Raw genomic sequence first — 18,792 nt, forward strand, 5'->3', positions numbered from 1 at the left:
GGTGTCTCCTCGTGTGTGTGGTTCCGTCCGGTGCGCGCCCGTCCGGTGGGCGACGAGGACGGGACAACACGGTGGTTCGCGTTCTCCGGGAGGTGCGTGATCGGGGTCCGGACGAGTGGGCCCGCGGCCACGTCGACGTCGGGGAGGTCCGGGGCCGGAGGCGCGCCCGGCACGCACGGATGTGACGGTGGGGTCGGGTCGCGTGAAGTGCCGCGACCCGACCCCACCGTCAGTTCAGACCTGTCAGGTGTCGAGCAGAGGAGCGCGCGCCGCCGGCAGTCCGTCCTGCGCTCCCCGGAAGGGTCAGCTCCGTCTCCTGCCCGGACGCAGCGCCCCCATCCCGATCAGCAGTACCAGCAACGCGGTCGTCGTGACCAGGGAGGTCGTCGCGCCAGTGGCGGCCAGTCCCTCCCCCTGTTGGGAGGGACCCGTCCCCGTGGGACCGGCCGGATCGGAGGGTGCGAATGGGCCCACCGGGTCGGTCGGATCCGTCGGCTGGCCGGGGTCGGTCGGGTCCGTGGGTTGGCCGGGGTCGGTCGGTTGGCCCGGGTCGGTCGGGTCCGTGGGTTGGCCGGGGCCGGTCGGATCCGTGGTCGCGTCGGAGAACTCATGGGTCCAGGTCGTGGTCGCCCCCTCCGCAAGGGCATAGCCCTCGCGGGCGCGCGCGGTGACCGTGACCGTCCCCGTTGCCGGGTACGTCCCCGCGGACAGGACCTCGTCCCCGACGAGGTAGTCGACACCTTCGGAGTCCGGGACGGTGTAGGAGTCCTGTGCGGAGCCGTCCTCGTCCGTGAAGGAGACCTCGCCCGGTGTGACCACCGTCGGGGTACCCGGTTCAGTGGGGTCGGTCGGGTCGAGAGGGACACCGTCCGCGCCCACCCGCACACCGTTGACGACCAGGGTGCCGTCGGCGGACACCTCGACGGTGGCATCCATGGCCGCTGCGAGGTTGAGGCGTTGGAAGCTGCCGGCCCCACCCGTCTCGTCCAGGACGAACCCGGAGGGGAGGGACGTGGCAGCGAGGACGGTCGTGCGCTGGGCCTCGTCGAGGGTGGGGAAGGTGGTGAGCAGCAGGTCTGCTGCGCCCGAGGGCACCGCGGGAGCGAGGCCGGTCCGCCCGACCTGGGGGAAGCCGTAGGTGAGTCGTTGGGTGTAGAGGTCCACGGCGGCCTCGTCACCCAGGTACGGGTGCTGGTGGGAGATGCATTCCTCCAGGGTGTCGCCGGCCCCGACCTCGCGGCACTTCTGCGTGAGCACAGCGTCCAGCTCCTCCCGTGCCGCCTCCAGGAGCGGGCGGTACTCGGCATCGGACCACCGCCGGGCGGTGATGTCCTCCCCCACGATCCGACCTCCCATGACGTCGGTGGGGTAGTGGAAGGAGAGGACGATCCGGTTGTTGCCGTACTCGGAGGCCCGGGCCAAAATCTGTGGTCCCAGCTCGGGCAGGAGGGTCGCGAGGGTGATGCCCTGTGAGTACCCGTGGGAGGTGTGCCCGCTGGGGAAGGAGCCGTCACCCGCCAGGCCCGCGTACCCGCTGTCGGAGTCCCACTTCTTGAGCAACCCACCCGTCGAGGTGAATCCCATCCTCACGAAGGGACGCTTGTACTGATAGGTGTTCTTCGCAGTCTGGTAGGCGTCGCCCGAGTTCGCGGTGGCCTTCTCGACCCGGTAGCTCAGCAGGGCCTTCGTCCGCGGCAGCTCGTTGTTCGCCAGCGCCTGGGTGAAGAGCGGTCCGATGACGTCGCCGAGGCCGTTCGCCATGGTGACGTACGGGCTCCCGGCCCCGTCGCGCAGGGCTTCCTCGACCTCCGGGTCCAGCTTGTCGGCGTAGGTATCGGGCGCGTTGTTGACGGCGACGACAGTGGCGTCGTTGATGCCGGAGAGCTGCCCGACGGTGGTCCCGGGCTCGTACGGTGTGTTGGGACCCATCACCGCGTCCTCGTCGAGGGCGTCCCTGAAGGAACGCAGGAGCCACGTGTGGTAGTCGCCCCCGTCCGGGGCCTTCGCCGAGTCGGAGGGGTAGGAGGCCCCGAGCTGCGCGTCACTGAACGGGGTGGAGGTGCCGTCCGCGTCGAGCTCCAGGTTCGGCATCGCGAAGTAGACGTCGGAGCTGGTCGAGTTGCACTGGTGGACCTCGACGGCGACGGTGTTCTCCCCGACGACGAGGGCGGATGCGGGAACCGCGAAGGTCCTCGTCTCCGGGTCCCCACCCCCGTCGGTGCCCTGCGGCGTCTGGTACTGGAGGTTCCGGGTGATCTCCGAGTCGTCCCACCCGGCCACCCGGACGCCGTTGACGTAGACGGTTGCGGTGTCATCGAAGACCACGGTGCCGCTCAGGGAGACCCCTGTGTCCACAGTGTCCTGGTCCAGGGTGAAGGAGGTGCGGAGGAAGTAGCCCTCGAGCACGGGTGCGGACGTGCCGTCCTTGTACAGGTTCAGCCTCGTGGTCACCGGATACCCGGACCCCAGGTCGGTCCCGTCACGCTTCGCACCGAAGGGGCCCCGGGCGCGCTTCCAGTCCCCGTCGGAGGGGAGGACCGTCGTCGTCCAGGCGGTGCGTCCGGTGGCGCCGGCGGCGGGGTCCACATCCGGGACGTCCAGGTACGTCCATACCGTGTCGCCGTCGACCAGCGGGGAGCCGATGGTCAGCGAGTCGATCCATCCGCTCACCAGCGTGTCGGCGACGCCGGAGTCCTCCCGGTAGTGGAGCTGCAGCTCGTGGACGTGTGCACCTGCCAGGGACGAGAGGTCGACGGTCACGGGTGTCCACTTCCCGGGCGTCGCCGAGACGGGCTCCCCGGAGAGCGTCGAGCGCTGCTGTGATCCCGGCGCGGAGTAGACGACATCGACCGACACCGGCGTGGAGGCCCCGTTGTCAGGCCTGAGCAGGTATGACAGGGACGTCCCCTCGGTGACGGTGATGTCGAGGTCCATCTGGAGGACCGTGGACGAGTCCACGGGGCCGTCACCCAGGATGCGACCCGCATAGCGCAGTGCCTGCACCCCCGCCCCGCCGGGTGCCGTTCCCGTCTGACGGACGGAGACCCCGAGCGCCTGTGGGGAGTCGCCGTCGTCCGTCGACAGGGTCCAGTCCGCGATCTGGGTCGTCGCGTTCTTCGTGGCGCCTCCCGCGTTCGCTGTCACACGCAGCTGGTAGGCGCTGTGTGGGTGGGGGTCGGTGATCCGGTAGAAGCGGGTGAGTCCGTTGGCTGCGAAGGTCTGGTCGGTCTCCGTGGCCACGACCTCCCAGGAGGAACCGGTCAGGTCATCGGTGGCACCAGGTGCGTCACTGGCCAGGATCTGCCAGCTCCGCGGATCGCGCTCGGGGAAGGACGAGGAGTCCGCGGCCGCCGTCACCGAGTACCCGGTCACGGCCTGTGCCCCGGTCAACGTATAGGCGGCGATGACGGGACTCGTCCCCGACGGCGCCCTGCTCCCCGAGGCGTACCACTTCGTCGAGCGGTCACCATCGGCCAGGCGGGCCACGTACTCCTTGATGTTGCCCGTGTTCGGCGCGTTGGAGGTCACTTCCGCGATCTGTCCCGGTCGGACGACCGACTCACCACGGATCCCCGTGGTCTGCCCACGTTGGGGGAATCCGGCAGGGGCCGGGGTCCCGCTCTCGTAGGTGCGGGTCCACCGGGAGCCTCTCGCGTCGGAGGTGTGGAGGGGCAGGACGGTGAGCACGACGCCGGGGGAGGTCGAGGGAAGGTGGGCGCCCGTGTCATCGGGCGAGAAGGTCGCGGTGAGGGTGTGGGAGCCCGCTGCGAGCGTGCCGGGCACCTCGATCCTCGCCGTCCCGTCGCCCGCCACTGCGCTCGACCCCAGTGTGGTCGCGTCCTCGGAGAGGGTGACGGTCCCGGCGACACCGCCGGGGCTCACGGTCACGCTGGCCACGGCGTTCCCGCCCTCGTCGACCGTGGTGGGGGAGAGGCTGAGGGAGGTCCTCGTCGCCTCGGCGCCGGCCGCCTCGGGGTTGCGGAAGCCGACGGCGAAGATGTGCATGATGCCCTTGTCCACGGTCGTGGGCAGGATGACGGCATCGACGGTCTTCGAGGGGTCCAGCCCCGCGACATCCGTGGCGAACAGCTTGGGCCTGGCCGTGTCCGACCCTCCCTCGCGTGTGTTGCGCCCCTGGAGTTCGACGAGGGCGGTGTTCCCGGCGGGCACGGTCGAGGGCGTCCAGTCCGACAGGGAGACGGTCACGGTGTGGGTCGACCCGTCCGTGTAGACGACGCTCGCGTTCCCCGTCGAGGGTCCGTTGGTGGCCAGGCCCAGGAATGAGATGCCGGTGGTCGACACGTTCGCGACATCGAGGCGCTGCCCATGGGGGATGTAGTGGTCGGGATGGGCGCCGTCGGCCGACCCGGGCCAGGTGAAGGTCACACCGGTGTCGCCGAAGGGCAGGGAGGCGCCGGGGGTGATGCCCTGCGAGGCCAGCTTCTCGTAGGACAGCGTCGCCCCTCCGGCATCGAGTGAACCTGCGTCGCGCGCTCCGTCGTGGGTGATCCCCCGACCGTTCGGGTCATCGGTCCCCTGCGGGTACGAGGGCGGGACGTCGTCCTCCCCCGTCCCCCAGGAGGAGGTGTGTGAGGAGGTCATCGTGAACTGCAGGGTGCCACCGTCGCGGGCGAAGGTCTCGGGCAGCCACGAGGCGGTCTGTCCGACACCGTCGACGCTGAGGCCCTCGATGTGGCGCGCGCCCTGGGTCGCCCCGGGTGCGGAGATCGCGATCACCCGGTCCGAGCCTGCCGAGCGGATCGTGACCTGCTCGAACATCGGGGAGCTGACCAGGAGGTCGGCAGTGCCGTAGATCCCCGGGAAGAGGCCGAGGTTCGCCCACACGTACCAGGAGGACAGGGATCCCAGGTCATCGTTGCCCAGGAGCCCGTCCGGACCGCTCCCGAACAGTTCCGCGACCACCCGGTCGAGCGTGTCGGTGGTGCTGGCCGGTGACCTCAGCCAGTTGTAGACCCACGGGAGACCGAAGCTCGGCTGGTTCGTCATGTACGCGTACTCGCTGAAGGCGCCGGCATCGAGTTGCTCCAGCATCGTGTCGAGGTCGGCGGTGGCGCGGGCGATGCCTCCCCGGGCCTCGATGAGTGCTGCCATGTTGAAGGGGACCGAGAACCCGTACTGCTTGCCCGTGGACTGCTCGAACTGATCGCCCTGGGTGTTGAGGGCCACGTTCATGAAGCCGTTCTTGTTCCGGGCGTCGATGTGGCGCCTCACCGGGTTGAAGACGTTCATCCAGTTCTGTGAGCGTTGGCTGAACAGCGCCTGCGCGTCCGCGTCGCCGAGTCGCCGGGCGAGTTGCGCGATGGCGAAGTCGTCGGTGGCGTACTCGAGGGTCCGTGAGGTCGCGGCGTTCTTCGAGTCACCGCTGACCCAGCCGAGCGTCGTGTAGAGGAAGGCATCGGAGCGGTTGGACTCCGTCGCCGCGCGGGGCACGGACTGGGTCCCGACCATGGAGGCCAGGGCGTGCTCGCGGTCGTAGTCGGTGGCACCGAACGCGTCGGTGGCTGCGACGATGACCTGCAGGGAGTCACCGCTCATCTTGGTCTGGACACGGTTGTAGCTCGGCCAGGACGACCACTTCCCGGACTGGTCGACCATGTCCACGATCGACTGGTTGATGTCGCTGGCCACCTGTGGTTCCAGGAGTGCCACCAGCTGTGCCTGGCCCCTGTAGGTGTCCCACCCGGAGAAGTTCACGTAGAAGTGGTGGCCGTCGCGCACGCGGTGGACCTGGTCGTCGTAGCCCGTGTAGCGCCCGTCGGCGTCCTCGAACACGTTGGGGTTGCCGAGTGCGTGGTAGAGGGCCGTGTAGAACTTGGTGTCCGCCTCGGCCGAACCCCCGCGGGCGTCGACGGTGCCCAGTGCCTCCGCCCAGGCCTGTCGGGCCGTGGAGCGCACGGTGTCGAAGTCCCGGGTCGCAGTCTCCGCGGAGACATTGCCGGCAGCGCCCTCGACGGAGACGTAGCTGAGTCCGATGCGTGCGGTCACCTCGGCCCCGTCTGCGAAGGTCAGCCAGGCACCGGCACCGTGTCTGCGGGTGGTGGAGGAGGCGGAGGTCCCACCCGCCGTCATCGAGGCCTCCGACCAGGTCCCGAACGACTCGAAGGGCTGGTCGAACGTCGCGGAGAAGTACGCCGTGTAGGAGGGGCCCGTGGCGCAGACGATCTTCGCCGTGACCGAGCCGGAGACGGTCCGGGTCTCCGGGTCGATGACCAGGTCGGAGGCGGAGACGTCGTTGTTCGACCCCGCCGCGTCGATGACCAGGGTGTCGGAGCCGGGGTCCCCTGAGGGGAAGGTGAAGCGGTCGACCGCGGTGCGCGTGGAGGCGGTGAGCTCGGTGGTGACGCCGTTGTCCGTCGTCACGGAGTAGTAGCCGGGTTCTGCGGACTCCCGGTCGTGGGAGAAGGGGAGGTGGTAGCGGCTGATGTCGGCGGAGGGGTTGGTCGGCAGGGTGGCCCCTCCCGCCCCGCCAGCGGTGCCCAACGCACCTGTGAACGGGAGGATCGGCACGTCGAACCCTCCGAACCGTCCCGAGCACCCGGTCCCTGACAGGCGGGTGAGTCCGAAACCGCGGATGGTGTCGGCGTTGTACTCGTACCCTCCCCGGGTGTTCCCGATGTCGCCGTTGACCGCCGTCGTCGCGAACGTGGCCGGACTGTTCTGCACCATCCCGAAGGGCACGGTGGCTCCCGGGACGGTGTTCCCGTACGCGGCGTTCCCGCGGGCATTGCCCTCGTTGATGGAGACCGTCTCCTCGGTGCCGATGAAGGGGTCCACGGCGGAGACCGCGTCGACTGCCGTCGACGGCGTCTCCGCACGGGCCTCGGGGGCACACACGAGGCCGCCGACGGTCAGGACGGCGGTGGCGGCGAAGGCGGTCAGGCGGGGGAGGGCAGGGCGCATGGGTCCACTCCAGGGCGTGTCGGGGAATCAGCGTTGATGGGGGAGGCCGACGACTCCGTCGGTCCGTCGCCAGTCTAGGACAGCGCTGTCACGATGGCAGTGGTTTCGACGCGTCCCCCGCGCATTGTCCGTGGCCCCCTCCGGTGCCGCGCGCCGACGTCGGGGGCTCCGCATGCCGTGGCGGAACCGATTGGCGACCACCGGGGACTCCCGACACAATGGATCCATGAACTCCGACGGCTGGGCGGTGCAGCCGGGGACACGGATGGGACACCCGTCGCAGCCGCGCAGCCGGCGGGACGAGCCACGTGGTCCCGGCCCCGTGCTGACGCTCCTGGCGCTCATGTGGGCCGTCTTCGCCTGCGAGGTGTTCCTGCCCGGGAACTGGACCCGCTACGGCCTGGTGGCCGGCGACCCGCACGCCTGGTACGGCGTGGTCACCGCGCCGCTCCTCCACGCCAGCCTCGCCCACATCGTCGGGAACTCGGTGCCACTGCTCGTCCTGGGCACACTCGTGTGCCTCCACGGCCACCGTGCCTTCTGGCAGGTGATCGCATGGTCGGCCGTCCTCGGTGCCGCGGTCGCCTGGCTCCTCACACCGGCGGGGACCGTGATCGTCGGAGCCTCCGGCCTGGTCTTCGGGCTCTTCACCTACCTGGTGGTCCGGGCGGTCAGTCCGGGCACCGGGTCGTGGAGACACAGGCTGGTCGACATCCTCGTGGCCGCGCTCGTGGTGTCCGTGTACGGGAGTGCGATGCTGGCGGGCATCCTCGACGCCGGGCCCTCCGTCTCCTGGCAGATGCACCTGGGGGGAGCCGCAGGGGGAGCGGTGGCGGCACTGACCGGGGCGGGCACAGGCCGCCGCTGACCCCTGCCGCGACAGACGGCCCGGGCTGCACAGTTCCTCACAGGACACACACCGTCCGCACCTCCCCAGTGGCGGAATCCCGCCACTCGACCCCGGGGCCGGTCCGGGGTGCACCGTCCTGCCCTCCGCGTCCGCGGGCGTGATCGGGTGCCATCTGGGATTCTGGGGCGGTGAGTGCACCCCAGACACCGTCCACCGCCCCGCAGGGACATCCCACGACCTCCCCGTGGTCGGCCTTCGTCGTCGTCCTCGCGGCCGGTTTCATGACCCTTCTCGACGTCTCCATCGTCAACGTCGCACTTCCCTCGATCGAGACGGGGCTGGGGGCGGGGCCCTCGCAGATCCAGTGGATCGTTGCGGGCTACTCCCTGGCTTTCGGTCTCTCCCTCGTCCCGGCCGGGAGGATCGGGGACCTGGTGGGACGCCGGACGATGTTCCTGGTGGGTCTGTCGGGTTTCGTCATCGCCTCCGCGCTGTGCGGGTTCGCCACGGGCGCAGCCATGCTCGCCCTCACCCGCGTCGTCCAGGGACTCTTCGCCGGCATCCTCAACCCGCAGGTCATCGCGCTGATCCAGGAACTGTTCCAGGGGCCCGCGCGTGCGCGCGCCTTCGGCTACTTCGGGATGACGGTGGGGGTGTCGACCGCCGTGGGTCCGGCCCTGGGTGGTCTCCTGGTCTCCGCGCTCGGCCCTGAGCACGGGTGGCGGTCGGTCTTCCTCATCAACGTCCCCATCGGTCTGGTCGTGATCCCGCTGGCCCGGCGCCGTCTGCGGGGTGTGGACGAGGCCGCCCGCGCTTCCCGTGCGACGGCCGGGCCCGACGCCCCGGAGTCGCGGGGCCTGGGTCTCGACGGCGTGGGCCTGCTCCTGATCGCCGCGATCGTGCTGGCCCTCATGTGGCCCTTCATCTCCGCCTCGGAGCACGAGCGCGGTCTGGCCGGTGCCCCGTGGTGGATGGTCGGCGTCGCAGCGCTGCTGCTGGTGCTGCTGACCATCTGGGAGCGCCAGCAGGACAGCCGGGGCGAGGCGGCGGTGCTGCCCGGAGCACTGGTGCGCAACCCCGGCTTCGTGCTCGGCGCGGGACTCGGCTCCGCCTACTTCGCGGGGTTCACGGGGATCTTCATCGTCACGACCCTCTACTTCCAGCAGGGCGCGGGCATGCCCGCCTGGGAGGCCGGACTCGCGCAGATCCCCTTCGCCCTGGCCTCGGCCGTCACCTCGGCACGCTCCGGACGCCTGGTGAACCGGGTGGGACGCAGGCTGGTCGTCCTCGGCCTCGTCACCATGCTGGTGGCGATCGGGGCGATCATCGCGGTCGTCGAGCTCCTGTCCACCGAGCACTGGGCGGTCTGGCTGGTCTCGGGTCTCCTCGCGCTGGCCGGTGCGGGGTCGGGACTGGTCATCTCCCCGAACCAGGCGCTCACCCTGGCCGACGTGCCCCGCGCCCTCTCCGGCACGGCCTCGGGGCTCCTCCAGACACTCCAGCGTCTCGGTGCGACCGTGGGCCTGGCACTGATGACCTCGGTCTTCTTCACCGTCGTCGGCTCCGCCCAGGCCGGGGACCTGCCGGCCCACTCGCGCGCCATGGGCGTGTCCATGGCCGTCACCGTGGCACTGCTGCTGGTCGCACTGGTCATCGCGTTGTTCGACGCGCGCCGCCGGGCCCCCTCGGCGGCCTGAGGGCGTCGCCCTCGTCGGACCCCCGACACGCCCGACCGGGTCGGCGCCCGGCCGGACCCGACAGACACGACCGCCCGCGGCCGGACCCCGGAGGGACGCGGACGCGGGCGGCGGGTCGCCCCCCGGATCAGGGCAGCGGGATGTTCCGCAGGTTCGAGCGTGCCATGGAGACGACCTCGCCGAGGCCTCCGCCCAGCACCTCCTTGCTCATCGCGCGGGCGAAGCCGGTGACCTGGTCCGCGGTGATCGAGGGGGGCAGGGACAGGGCGCGCGGATCGGTCATGCACTCGATGAGCCCCGGGCCGGGACGGTTGAGCTCGCGGCGCAGCACGTCCTCCACGTCGCCCGGCTCCTCGATGCGCACCGAGGGGATGCCCAGGGCATTGCCCAGCGCCGCGTAGTTGACGTCCTCGGACTCGGTGCCGAAGGAGGGGAGGCCGTTGACCAGCATCTCCAGCTTCACCATGCCCAGGGAGGCGTTGTTGAAGACGACCACCTTGACGTTGAGGTTGTAGTTCTTCACGGTGATGAGTTCGCCCAGGAGCATCGAGAGGCCGCCGTCCCCCGACATCGTGATGACGGGACGCTCCGGCTCCGCCGCGGCGAGGCCGATGGCCTGGGGCAGGGCGTTTGCCATGGAACCGTGGAGGAAGGAACCGACGATGCGGCGCTTCCCGTTCATGCGCAGGTAGCGCGCGGCCCAGACATTGCCCATGCCGGTGTCGACGGTGAAGGAGGCGTCCTCGGGGGCCACCGCGGAGAGGATGTCCGCGACGAACTCCGGGTGCAGGGGCTTCATGCTCGCCGCCGACTTGCCCTTGTAGGCGCCGACGACGTTCTTCATGGAGCGCTCGAACTTCTTCACCATCTGGTCGAGGAAGGTGCGGGAACGACCCTCGTCGATCAACGGCAGGAGGGCCTTCGCGGTCTCCTTCACGTCACCGACCACGGCGACGTCCAGGCGCGTGCGGCGCCCGAGGATCTCGGGGCGGATGTCGACCTGGGCGGTGCGCACACCCTCGGGGAGGAACTGGTCGTAGGGGAAGTCGGTGCCCAGGAGGACCAGCAGGTCGGAGTCGTACATGGCCTGGTGGGCGGAGCCGTAGCCGAGCAGTCCGGACATGCCGATGTCGAAGGGGTTGTCCCACTGGATCCACTCCTTGCCGCGCAGGGAGTGCCCGACGGGGGCCGCGATGCGGTCCGCCAGGGCGATGACCTCGTCATGGGCGCCCTTGGTGCCTGCACCGGCGAAGATCGTCACCTTCTTCGCGGAGTTGATGGCGTCGGCCAGTTCGTGGAGGGACTTCTGGGAGGGCAGGACGACGGGGGCCTCGGGGCGCACGATCTCGATGGGGTAGGTCGTCTCGAGGGTGGACGCAGAGGTGTCACCGGGCAGGCTGATCACCGAGACGCCGGGGCCACCCCAGGCGTGCTGGACGGCGGAGGCGAAGACCCGGGGGAACTGCGCCGGGTTCGTGACCATCTCGTTGTAGACCGAGCACTCGTTGAAGATCCGGTCGGGGTGGGTCTCCTGGAAGTAGTGCGTGCCGATCTGCACCGAGGGGATGTGGGAGGCGATGGCCAGCACGGGGACGCGGTTGCGGTTGGCGTCGTAGAGACCATTGATGAGGTGGAGGTTCCCCGGGCCGCAGGACCCCGCGCACACGGCGAGCTCTCCGGTGGCCTCCGCCTCGGCGCCGGCGGCGAAGGCCGCGGACTCCTCGCGGCGGACGTGGATCCACTGGATGCCCTTGCCGTCCTTGTTCGAGCGGCGCACCGCGTCGACGATGGGGTTCAGGGAGTCACCGACGATGCCGTAGATGCGCCGCACGCCGAGGGCGAGGAGCTGGTTGACGAGGTGGTCGGCGACCGTGTCGCCGCTGACCTGCACGGGGGCCATGATGGTCCTTTCCTGGACGGGAGCTTCCGGGGGCAGGCACCGTGCACCGCCCGCCGCAGCGGTCCGGAACACGGCACCGTCGCCCTGACACCATGGTAAGCGCCGGGAGCGGGACGGGCCCAAGGTCCCGGGGCGTCTGATGCGGCACAGGAGGGTGACGCGGGGGACAGATCCGCAGCGCGGTCGCGCACAGCCCGGCGCAGGTGGCCGTGCCTGCCCGGGCACTGCGCCCGGTGGCAGCATGGGGTCATGGCCATCCTTCCCATCCGCATCACCGGGGACCCCGTCCTGCACCGCCGCGCCAGCGAGGTGACGGACTTCGACTCCTCCCTGGACGCCCTCGTCCACGACATGCACGACACCATGGCCGCCGCCCCCGGGGTCGGCCTGGCCGGGCCGCAGGTGGGGGAGGGACTGCGGGTCTTCGTGTGGGGGTACCGGGGAGGGGCCCGCTTCGATGCGCGCTACGCCGCCGCGGCGACGGGCAGCGGCGCGGGTTCCGCGGACGCGGACCTGCACGAGGACGGGGTCGGCAGGTACGGCGTCGTGGTGAACCCGCAGCTGCTGGTCACCCCGGTGCCCGTGCGGGTGCCCGATCCGGAGTGCGAGTCGGAGGGGTGTCTGTCGGTGCCCGGCCACCAGTTCCCCCTCGTGCGCGCGGGGCACGCGGTGCTCACCGGGGTGGACGTCCACGGTGGGCCGGTGCGGGTGGAGGCCTGGGGCTGGCTGGCGCGCATCTTCCAGCACGAGTTCGACCACCTCGACGGGACGCTCTACGTCGACCGACTGGCACAGCCCTGGGCGGTGCGGGCGCAGGAGGTCGTGGAGGAGGCGGGGTGGGGCGTGCCGGGTCTGTCCTGGCTGCCCGCCGCGGGGGAGGACGCCGCGGGGGAGGACGCTGCGGGGGAGGACGCTGCGGGGGAGGACGCCGCGGCCGACCGGGGGTGACGAGGGCGGCGCCGTGATGCCCCACCGGTCTGCCGGGTGCGGGGAGGCGGGACCTCCGGATCTGTCGGACGTGTCCCGACGGCCCGTAGTGTCGGGTGGGGAGCCGCACGGGACGCTGGACGGGTCCGCGTGGCGACCGCGGAAGCCGTTCGAGACAACGGAGCCAACGATGACTGTCCACCGGATGATCTGGAACCAGACTGCCTACTTCGGACCAGGGGCGATCAGCGTGATCCCCCAGGAGATCGCCTCACGGGGGTTCACCAGGGCCTTCGTCGTCACCGACCGGGTGCTCGTCGACACGGGCGTGTCCCGGCGGGTCACCGACCTGCTCGACGCGGCAGGAGTGCCCTTCGTGCTGTTCACCGACATCAGGCCGAACCCTCCCGTGGAGAACGTCCTCGCCGGTCTGGCGGCGTTCAGGGAGGCCGGGGCCGATGTCCTCGTCTCGGTCGGCGGACGTTCCCCCCAGGACACCTGCAAGGCCATCGGCATCATCGCCGCCAACCCCGAGTTCTCCGACGTGGTGTCCCTGGAGGGCGTCGCGGCCACGAGGAACCCCTCGGTGCCGATCATCGCCGTCCCGACCACTGCGGGCACGGCATCGGAGACCACGATCAACTACGTCATCACCGACACGGCCAGACGGCGGAAGGTCGTCTGCGCGGACCCCCGCGACATCCCGGTCCTCGCGGTCGTCGACCCGGAGATGATGGCCTCCGCGCCGCGTGCCCTCAAGGTCGCGACGGGCCTGGACGCCCTGACCCACGCCATCGAGGGCTACGTGACCCCCGGGTCGTTCGAGCTGTCGGACATGTTCCACCTCAAGGCGATCCAGATGATCGCGCGGGCACTGGCGCCTGCCGCGGACGGTGACGCGGAGGCCATCGACCGGATGGCGATGGCCCAGTACATCGCCGGCATGGGCTACTCGAACGTGGGCCTGGGCCTGGTCCACGGCATGGCCCACCCGCTGGGTGCCTTCTTCGGTGCCCCCCACGGGGTGGCCAACGGGATCCTGCTGCCCTCGGTCCTGGAGTACAACGCACCGTTCACGGGGGAGAAGTACCGCGACATCGCCGCCGCCTTCCGGGTCCGGGGCGCCACCACGGACCCGATCGAGGAGGTGCGCGCACGGACGGTCGGGGCGATCCGCGACCTGGCGGTGTCCCTGGGGAACCCGACGAGGATCTCCGAGGTCGGCGCCACCGAGGCGGACGTGCAACCCCTGGCCGAGGCGGCCTTCGAGGACGTCTGCACCGGGGGGCAACCCGCGGACACCCACCGTCGAGGAGATCGCCGGGCTGTACCGCTCGCTGTTGTGAGGCCGGGAGCGTGGTCCCCCTGTCGGCGTGTCCCGTGGGTACCGCGGGTACCGCCGGTGTGTCCTGGCCAGCGAGGGCGCCCTCGTCAACCGGGACGGACCTCACGCGCAGAACCGAGCGGACCTCACGCGCAGAACTGAGCGGACCTCACGCGCAGAACTGAGCGGACCTCAGCGAGGGGGTCAGTGGACGGTGAGCCCGAAGGAGCGGAAGCGCTCGCGGACCTCGTCGACCTGCTCCATCGAGGGCGGCTGCGTGTCCGCCAGCTGGTAGTCCATGTGCAGGGAGGCCCACTTGTCGCGCCCCATCTGGTGGAAGGGGAGGACCTCCAGTCGCGACATCGAGCCCCAGCGCTGGGCGATGCGGGCCACCGCGTCGATGTTCCCGGGCGCGTCGGTGAGACCCGGCACCAGGACGAAGCGCACCCAGATCTCGATGCCGCGGGCGTCGAGCCTGTCGCCGAAGTCGACGGTGGGCTGCAGCTCCCGGCCCGTGACCTTCCGGTACGTCTCGGGGATGCCGGACTTGACGTCGAGGAGGACCAGGTCGGTGTCCTCCAGCATCTGGTCGGTGGCGGAGGCCCCGAGGAACCCGGAGGTGTCGAGGGCCGTGTGGACGCCCATCTCCTTCGCGCCGCGCAGGAGGCGACCGGCGAAGGCGGGCTGCATGAGGACCTCACCGCCGGAGAGGGTGATGCCACCACCCGTGTTGCGGAAGATCCTGCGGTAGCGCCTGATGCGCCGCAGCAGCTCGTCGACCTCGACGGGCTCCCCGTTGCGCATCGCCATGGTGTCGGGGTTGTGGCAGTAGAGGCACCGCAGGGGACACCCCGCCAGGAAGACCGTCATCCGGGTGCCCGGGCCGTCCACGGCCGTGACCAGTTCCCAGGAGTGGACGGAACCCAGCGTGCCCTCACGCATGCGCGCGAGTCGGTCCGAGCGTTCCAGGTCCGTGAGCTCCGCCAGGCCAGCGGTCCCCGCCCCGGACACACGGGCGGCCGGGGCCAGGAAGTCCTGGTCACCGAGCATCTCGGGTGAGCCGAGGGGGACGACGGGCATCGGGGGACCTTTCGGAGGTGTGGGGGCAGAAGGCGGTGGGACAGCGGGGGTGGGGCCGGGCAGGTGGGGAAGGCGACGGCCGGTCGGGAACCCGCCGACGGGGCCCGACCGGCCGCTCACCGGAGAGACTGGGGGGCTCTGCCCTCAGGCGCTGTGGTGGAACGTGCGGGAGAGGACGTCCAGCTGCTGCTCACGCGTCAGCTTGACGAAGTTCACCGCGTAGCCGGAGACGCGGACCGTCAGGTTCGGGTACTTCTCCGGGTGGTCGATCGCGTCCTCCAGGGTGGAACGGTCGAGCACGTTGATGTTCGCGTGGTAGAGGCCCTGGACGCCTCCGTGCTCCCCGCGGGACTCCTTCATGTCGGCGAGACGCTCGTCGAAGGTCTTGGTGGCCATTGTCGGCTCCTTCAGTGGTTGTGTGTCGGGGGTGGAACTGCTCCCCGTGGCCCGCTCCGGTCGGGTGCGGGCCACGGGATGACTGGTGCTCAGTCCTCGGGGACGAAGCCGGCGTCGAGGATGCCGACCAGGTTCTTGATCTGCTCGTCCTTGGTGCGGCCCAGGCCGGAGGGCGTGATGGTGTTCGTCAGCGAGATGCCGTCGAGCGCGTCGTTGTAGTCGAGCTTGCCCACCGACAGCATGGAGGCGACCATGCCGTGGGTGTCCAGGCCGTTCTCCGGGTTGGCGCCCGGTGCGAAGGGAGTGCCCTTCTCGTGCCCCGAGGGGAACGCGCCGGTGGCCTTGCCGTAGACCACGTTGGAGGTGATCGTCAGCACCGACTGGGTCGGGATGGCGTCACGGTAGAGCGGGATCTCGCGGATCTTGCTCATGACGGTGTGCACCACGGTCGCGGCGATGTCGTCGGCGCGGTCGTCGTCGTTGCCGTACTTCGGGAACTCGCCCTCGGTGACGTAGTCGACGACCAGGCCGGTCTCGTCACGCACGGGGGTGACCTTGGCGTACTTGATGGCCGACAGGGAGTCGGCGACGATCGACAGGCCGGCGATGCCGCAGCCCATGGTCCGCACGATGTCGGAGTCGTGCAGCGCCATCTCGACGGCCTCGTAGGCGTAGCGGTCGTGGCAGTAGTGGATGATGTTGAGGGCCTCGACGTAGGTGCCGACCACCCAGTCCAGCATGTCCTCGTACTTGGCCCACACCTCGTCGAAGTCGAGCGGTCCGTCACCCTCGACCGGCGCGTGGCCGGGGACGACCTGCTTGCCGCTCATCTCGTCGCGTCCGCCGTTGATCGCGTAGAGCAGTGACTTGGCGGCGTTGACGCGGGCGCCGAAGAACTGCATCTGCTTGCCCACGCGCATGGGGGACACGCAGCAGGCGATGGCCGCGTCGTCGCCCCAGTGGCTGCGGATCTGGTCGTCGGACTCGTACTGGATGGAGGAGGTCTCGATGGAGATCGCCGCGCAGAAGTCCTTGTAACCCTGGGGCAGTGACTCGTCCCAGAAGATCGTAATGTTCGGCTCGGGGGCCGAGCCCAGGTTGCGCAGGGTCTGGAGCAGGCGGAAGGAGGTCTTGGTGACCAGGGTGCGTCCGTCGTCGCCGAAGCCCGCGTCCGACCAGGTGGCCCAGTAGGGGTCACCGGAGAAGATCTGGTCGTAGTCGATGGTGCGCAGGAAGCGCACGATGCGCAGCTTCATGACCAGGGAGTCGATGTACTCCTGGGCCTGCTCCTCGGTGATGGCGCCGTCGACCAGGTCGCGCTGGATGTAGGTGTCGAGGAAGGCGGACAGGCGCCCGATCGACATGGCCGCGCCGTCCTGGGACTTCACGGATGCGAGGTAGCCGAAGTACGTCCACTGCACGGCCTCCTGGGCCGTCGCCGCGGGCCGGGACAGGTCGAAGCCGTAGGCTGCTCCCATGTTCTTGAGCTTCTGGAGCGCCTTGATCTGCTCGGAGTGCTCCTCGCGGTAGCGGGCCCAGTGCTCGGAGAACGGCTGGGCGGCGACCTTGTCCTTGTCGACCTTCTTGGCGGCGATCAGGGCGTCGACCCCGTAGAGGGCCACGCGGCGGTAGTCGCCGATGATGCGGCCACGGCCGTAGGCGTCGGGCAGGCCGGTGATGATGTGGGAGGAACGGGCCGCGCGGATGCGGGGGGTGTAGATGTCGAAGACCGCGTCGTTGTGGGTCTTGCGGTACTTGGTGAAGATCTTCTTGACCTCGGGGTCGACCTCCTTGCCGGCCTCCTTGATGGCGGTCTCCACCATGCGCCACCCGCCGTTTGGCATCATCGCGCGCTTGAGGGGGACATCCGTCTGCAGGCCGACGATGACGTCGTCCTCCTTGCAGATGTAGCCGGGGCCGAAGGCGTCGATGTCGGCGGGGGTGTGGGTGTCGACGTCGTAGACGCGACGCTTGCGCTCCTCGGAGAGGTAGTGCTCCTCCAAGTGGTCCCACACCTTCAGGGTCTTCTCGGTGGGCCCGGAGAGGAACGACGCATCACCCGTGTAGGGGGTGTAGTTGCGCTGGATGAAGTCTCGGACGTCGATGCCCTCGGCCCACGGGCCGGTGGTGAATCCGCGCCACGGGTCCGCCGTCGCCTCTGCCGGAGCGGTCATCTGGGTGGTCATGATCCCTCTTCTCAGTTTCTCCGGATCCCCGATCGGGGGTCCGCTGAGGGGGCCCGGTGGCCTCCTCGTCGGTGCCGGGTGGGCATCTGTCATCCATTGTCCGTCGTGGGTGCGGATCCGGCCAGATCCCGACGAGGGCGGACCTATGGCCTATCTCTCAAAGACATTCCTTTGATATGCGGGTCACAGGGGGTGTGGGTCCAAGGTCCCGGGGCCGGTCCACGGGGGCCCGACCCCGACCCGGTCCGACGGTCCGCACGGGTCGCGGCGGGGTCCTCCTCCGACCGTGTGGTCAGGCACCCTGCCGCGGGGTCCTGGGAGGGTACGCGGCGCCGGACACGTCGCGTGCCGCCGGAGGAGGGGAGGCCTGCGCGGGGCGTCCCCGGGACGGGTCCCGGGCACCGGTCCGGCGTGGGACCCGCACCCGACCCATAGGATGACCGGGTGCAAGCCCTCGTCCCGATCCTGGTGGTCCTGGCCGTCTTCGTGGTGTCCGCCCTCCTCGACCCCCGCAAGGTCCGCACGGGGGTCTACCTGCTCACGGCCCTGGTGATGTTCGCCCTCCTCGCCTTCAGCAGCGCGCTCGAGAACGCGGAGACGGTGTTCCCGGGGACGGAGGCCGGTGCCTGGGTGCTGCTGGGGGTGCTCGTCGTCGTGGGCCTCTCGGTGATCGCCCTCGGGGTGCTCCTCGTGCTCAACGGACTCACGGTGGTCCGCCGTGAGGGGCGTTCCCCGGCCCACCTGCTCTCGCTTGTCCTCGGTGCGGCGATCCTCCTCTACATCGCCGCCGCCGTGGTCTCCCTGCTGGCGGACCAGGCGGAGCTGATGGTGTACCTGATGCTCCTCGCCCTGCCCATCGGGTGGTGCGGGTACGGGCTCATCGCGTACCTGCTGTGGTCCTGGCTCTACGGGATCCTGACCCGTCGGTTCGGACGCCCGGTCGACGCGGTCGTCGTGCTGGGTGCGGGCCTGCGCGCCGGCGAGGTGACGCCCCTGCTGCGCAGCCGCATCGACCGGGGCATCGGGTGGAGGGACCGCCCGGTCCAGGAGGGTGTCCGCCCCGTCCTCGTCATGTCGGGAGGGCAGGGGGCCGACGAGCCGCTCCCCGAGGCCGACGCCATGGCCGCCTACGCCCGCTCGCGGGGGGTGGACGAGGGCGACATGCTCCTCGAGCGTGCCTCGACGACCACCCGTGAGAACCTCGTGTGCTCCGCGCGCCTGCTCGCCTCGCGCGGGGAGGTGCACCGTGTGGCCGTGGTGACCAACTCCTTCCACGCCTTCCGTGCCGCCCTCCTCATGCGTGCCATCGGCCTCCCCGGCTACGCGGTCGGGTCGACGACCGCCCGGTACTACTGGCCCACGGCCGTCCTGCGGGAGTACCTGGCGATCATGCGCGACAACCTGCGGCTCAACGTCGTCGGACTGCTCCTGTCCCTGGTGCCGCTCCTGACCGGCGTGGTCGTCGGCCTGACGCACTGAGTGCTCCCGGTACCCGCGCGGCCGGGCGGTGG

Annotated in this window: 9 protein-coding genes and 1 pseudogene; 5 read left to right on the forward strand and 5 right to left on the reverse strand. The window is 70.3% G+C overall.

Features of this window, described 5'->3' with window-relative positions:
- Nucleotides 1-303: 303 nt before the first annotated feature.
- Complete coding sequence (locus TA90_RS13225) at nt 304-6,921, reverse strand: GH92 family glycosyl hydrolase (protein WP_052450631.1); 6,618 nt, start codon at nt 6,919-6,921, stop codon at nt 304-306.
- 322 nt (nt 6,922-7,243) lie between these two features.
- On the opposite strand from TA90_RS13225, the gene TA90_RS07425 reads away from it, so the two are divergent.
- Together TA90_RS07425 and TA90_RS07430 are read left to right on the forward strand one after the other, a co-directional pair.
- Nucleotides 7,244-7,789, forward strand: coding sequence for a rhomboid family intramembrane serine protease (locus TA90_RS07425; RefSeq protein ID WP_197067869.1), 546 nt, complete (start codon nt 7,244-7,246; stop codon nt 7,787-7,789).
- A 170-nt stretch (nt 7,790-7,959) separates the two neighbouring features.
- Complete coding sequence (locus TA90_RS07430; RefSeq protein WP_052450632.1) at nt 7,960-9,468, forward strand: MFS transporter; 1,509 nt, start codon at nt 7,960-7,962, stop codon at nt 9,466-9,468.
- A gap of 127 nt (nt 9,469-9,595) precedes the next feature.
- On the opposite strand, the gene TA90_RS07435 is transcribed toward TA90_RS07430, so the two are convergent.
- On the reverse strand, nt 9,596-11,368 hold the full coding sequence (locus tag TA90_RS07435) for a pyruvate dehydrogenase (protein ID WP_043535474.1): 1,773 nt from the start codon (nt 11,366-11,368) through the stop codon (nt 9,596-9,598).
- A 249-nt stretch (nt 11,369-11,617) separates the two neighbouring features.
- Between TA90_RS07435 and TA90_RS07440 the strand changes: the two genes are divergently transcribed.
- Both TA90_RS07440 and fucO read left to right on the forward strand, forming a co-directional pair.
- Entirely contained in the window at nt 11,618-12,316 is a 699-nt protein-coding gene (locus TA90_RS07440) for a peptide deformylase (RefSeq protein WP_052450633.1), read from the forward strand.
- Nucleotides 12,317-12,485: 169 nt separating this feature from the next.
- Nucleotides 12,486-13,641: pseudogene (gene fucO, locus TA90_RS07445) on the forward strand (lactaldehyde reductase).
- A gap of 182 nt (nt 13,642-13,823) precedes the next feature.
- Here fucO and pflA read toward each other — a convergent pair.
- The 3 genes from pflA to pflB form a co-directional block, all read right to left on the reverse strand.
- Nucleotides 13,824-14,699 carry a pyruvate formate-lyase-activating protein gene (gene pflA / locus TA90_RS07450; protein ID WP_052450634.1) on the reverse strand — a complete coding sequence of 292 codons (876 nt, stop codon included), beginning with the start codon at nt 14,697-14,699 and terminating at the stop codon, nt 13,824-13,826.
- A gap of 144 nt (nt 14,700-14,843) precedes the next feature.
- The gene (gene grcA2 / locus TA90_RS07455; RefSeq protein ID WP_043535475.1) at nt 14,844-15,095 is read right to left on the reverse strand and encodes an autonomous glycyl radical cofactor GrcA2; all 252 of its coding nucleotides are present in this window, start codon (nt 15,093-15,095) and stop codon (nt 14,844-14,846) included.
- Nucleotides 15,096-15,184: 89 nt separating this feature from the next.
- A complete protein-coding gene (pflB, locus tag TA90_RS07460; protein ID WP_043535476.1) occupies nt 15,185-17,281 on the reverse strand; it encodes a formate C-acetyltransferase in 2,097 nt (698 codons plus the stop codon).
- A 444-nt stretch (nt 17,282-17,725) separates the two neighbouring features.
- Here pflB and TA90_RS07465 point away from each other — a divergent pair, with 444 nt between their 5' ends.
- Nucleotides 17,726-18,760, forward strand: a complete 1,035-nt coding sequence (locus TA90_RS07465; RefSeq protein ID WP_052450635.1) for a YdcF family protein — start codon at nt 17,726-17,728, stop codon at nt 18,758-18,760.
- The last annotated feature ends 32 nt before the right edge of the window (nt 18,761-18,792 follow it).

Source organism: Actinomyces polynesiensis (assembly GCF_000820725.1).
GTDB lineage: Bacteria > Actinomycetota > Actinomycetes > Actinomycetales > Actinomycetaceae > Pauljensenia > Pauljensenia polynesiensis.

Bases quoted from the DNA above. Each gene is read 5' to 3' on its own strand.
- TA90_RS13225 (WP_052450631.1), bottom strand. From the start codon at position 6,921: ATGCGCCCTGCCCTCCCCCGCCTGACCGCCTTCGCCGCCACCGCCGTC.
- grcA2 (WP_043535475.1), bottom strand. From the start codon at position 15,095: ATGGCCACCAAGACCTTCGACGAGCGTCTCGCCGACATGAAGGAGTCC.
- TA90_RS07435 (WP_043535474.1), bottom strand. From the start codon at position 11,368: ATGGCCCCCGTGCAGGTCAGCGGCGACACGGTCGCCGACCACCTCGTC.
- pflA (WP_052450634.1), bottom strand. From the start codon at position 14,699: ATGCCCGTCGTCCCCCTCGGCTCACCCGAGATGCTCGGTGACCAGGAC.
- TA90_RS07440 (WP_052450633.1), top strand. From the start codon at position 11,618: ATGGCCATCCTTCCCATCCGCATCACCGGGGACCCCGTCCTGCACCGC.
- pflB (WP_043535476.1), bottom strand. From the start codon at position 17,281: ATGACCACCCAGATGACCGCTCCGGCAGAGGCGACGGCGGACCCGTGG.